Origin of the sequence: Bradyrhizobium sp. 44, from assembly GCF_023073095.1 — a bacterium.
Classification (GTDB): Bacteria; Pseudomonadota; Alphaproteobacteria; order Rhizobiales; family Xanthobacteraceae; genus Bradyrhizobium.
Window position 1 is genome coordinate 1 of record NZ_JADPIY010000019.1, and the last position, 2,513, is coordinate 2,513.

A 2,513-nucleotide genomic window follows, 5' to 3' on the forward strand; every position below is an offset into this window, starting at 1 on the left:
GTATCCGTCCGGTGAAGGCCGCCTTGCCGAATAAGGCGTGTTGTTGAGAACTGTCCTTATGGACAGTGATAGGCGCAGTGCCCAAGTCGAACGGCTTGAGGTGGTGGACACGGGCCGGCGGCGGCGCTGGTCCGAGGACGAGAAGCTCAAGATCGTCCTGGAGAGCTTACAGGCGCCGCGCCAAGTCGCGGCAACAGCGCGGCGGTATGGCGTTTCGCGCTCATTGCTACTGCGGTGGCGACGGTCGTTTCGACCTGAGCCGAAGGATGCCGCCCATCAACCTGGCTTCGTACCGGCAATGGTGGTCGCGGAATCAGGTCCGGCGCCCTGTCCAGTCGCGCCGGCCAGCAGCGGCGGGACGATCGAGATCGAGTTTGCTGCCGGGGCTCGGATGCGGATCACGGGTACAGTCGACGCGGCCACGCTGAAGGCCGCGGTGGCGGCGCTGGCAGATGGACGCATACGGTGATTCCTATTTCGTCAGGCGTGCGGGTGTGGATTGCGACCGGCCACACCGATATGCGTCGGGGCATGAACTCGCTGGCCTTGCTGGTGCAGGAAGCGTTCACGCGAGACCCGCACGGCGGCGACCTCTATGTGTTCCGTGGCAGAAGCGGCAAGCTGATCAAGATCCTTTGGCACGACGGACTGGGCATGTCGCTTTATGCCAAGCGGCTGGAGCGCGGCCGCTTCCTGTGGCCATCGCCGGCTGATGGCGTCGTGACAATTACCCCAGCCCAGCTTGGCTACCTGCTGGAGGGCATCGACTGGCGGATGCCGCAACATACCTGGCGACCGCAGGCGGCCGGGTGATCGCTGGGATTTGAATCGGTGACGCGATCAGCGGTTCGGACAGAGATCGCGTCTTGTGATTCTCTAGTCGGCGATGGGCACTGATGATTCTCTTCCCAACGATGTGACCACGCTGCAGGCGATGCTGCGCGCCGAGCGAGCGGCCCGTTTGGCCGCGGAAGCCGAGGCCCAGGCGGGGACTTTGCTAATCGAGAAGCTCAAACTCACGATCAAGAAGCTGCGGCATGAGCAGTTCGGACAGTCCTCCGAGCGAGGCGCATTGCTGGACCAGCTCGAGCTACAGCTCGCCGACCTGGAGGAGAACGCGGCGCAAGCTGAGACCGCGACGCAGATGGCAGCCGACAAGATTACGGTGCCATCGTTCGAGCGCCGCAAGCCGGCCCGCCGTCCGCTGCCGGCGCATTTGCCGCGGGAGCGCATTGTCTATCCGGTGCCTGCCACCTGCCCATGCTGCGGCGACTGCCGATTGCGCAAAATTGGCGAGGACGTGACCGAGACGCTGGAGCTCGTTCCGCGCCGGTGGATGGTGATCCAGCATGTGCGCGAGAAGCTCGTCTGCCGGGCCTGCGAAGCGATCACCCAGCCGCCGGCTCCTTCGCACCCGATTGCGCGCGGGCGTGCAGGGCCCAAGCTGCTGGCCCATGTCCTGTTCGCCAAGTATGGCCTGCACCTGCCGCTTCATCGTCAGAGCGACGTCTACCAGCGTGAACGTATCGACCTCGAGGTATCGACGCTCGCGGACTGGGTAGGTGCCTCCGCAGCAAGCCTGATGCCTCTGGTCGATGCGATCCGGAGCCATGTCTTCGCAGCCGAGCGCATCCACGCCGATGACACCACGGTGCCAGTCCTGGCGAAGGGCAAGACCCGGACCGGGCGGCTCTGGACTTACGTGCGCGACGACCGGCCGTTTGCCGGCCCAGATCCGCCGGCGGCCGTGTTCTTCTACTCGCCCGATCGTGGCGGTGCGCATCCGGAGCAGCATCTGGCGGGCTATGCCGGACTGATGCAGGCTGACGCCTACGCCGGCTTTGGCAGGCTCTACGAGGCCAATCGGAAGGGCGGCCCGATCATCGAGGCCGCATGCTGGGCTCACGGCAGGCGCAAGTTCTTCGATCTCGCACGGCTCAGCAAGGCGCCGATCGCGGCCGAGGCGGTCAAGCGCATCGATGTCCTGTTCGCCATCGAGCGCGAGATCAACAGACTTCCTGCGCAGGAGCGTTTGCGTGTGCGCCAGGAACGTAGCCGCCCTTTGATGATCGAGCTGGAGGTGTGGTTGCGCGAGCAGCGCGCCAAGCTCTCCAGGAACAACGACACGACCAAGGCGATCAATTACTGCCTCAGCCGCTGGGATGCATTTAGCCGCTTCCTTGATGACGGGCGGCTTTGCATGTCGAACAATGCTGCTGAACGTGAGCTACGGGCGGTCGCCATCGGGCGAAAAAATTGGACCTTCGCCGGCTCCGATGACGGCGGCCGGCGTGCTGCTGCCATCTACAGCCTTATCGCCACCGCAAAGCTTAACGACGTCGACCCGCAGGCTTGGCTTGCCGACGTGCTGGCGCGCCTACCTGATCACTCTGCCAAGCGCATTGACGAACTGCTGCCTTGGAATTGGCAGCCCCAAAGCGTCGCTCACGCAGCTTGAGCGCGTTCAGCCTTCCCGAAAGCGGCCTAGCCGGGGGCCTTCGCCGGATGCGTAC

General features: G+C 64.5%; 3 protein-coding genes. All 3 read left to right on the forward strand.

The window, feature by feature from the left end:
- Window positions 1-58 precede the first annotated feature (58 nt).
- The 3 genes from tnpA (at window position 59) to tnpC (ending at window position 2,458) form a co-directional block, all read left to right on the forward strand.
- A complete protein-coding gene (gene tnpA, locus IVB41_RS35920) occupies window positions 59-469 on the forward strand; it encodes an IS66-like element accessory protein TnpA (protein WP_407062495.1) in 411 nt (136 codons plus the stop codon).
- Between the two features lie 23 nt (window positions 470-492).
- A complete protein-coding gene (gene tnpB / locus IVB41_RS22155; protein WP_345946766.1) occupies window positions 493-813 on the forward strand; it encodes an IS66 family insertion sequence element accessory protein TnpB in 321 nt (106 codons plus the stop codon).
- 73 nt (window positions 814-886) lie between these two features.
- Window positions 887-2,458: an IS66 family transposase gene (gene tnpC / locus IVB41_RS22160; RefSeq protein WP_247434945.1), complete on the forward strand. Its 1,572-nt coding sequence runs from the start codon at window positions 887-889 to the stop codon at window positions 2,456-2,458.
- Window positions 2,459-2,513: the final 55 nt, after the last annotated feature.

Coding starts and splice junctions, on each gene's coding strand:
- tnpA (WP_407062495.1), top strand. CDS start 59: ATGGACAGTGATAGGCGCAGTGCCCAAGTCGAACGGCTTGAGGTGGTG.
- tnpC (WP_247434945.1), top strand. CDS start 887: ATGGGCACTGATGATTCTCTTCCCAACGATGTGACCACGCTGCAGGCG.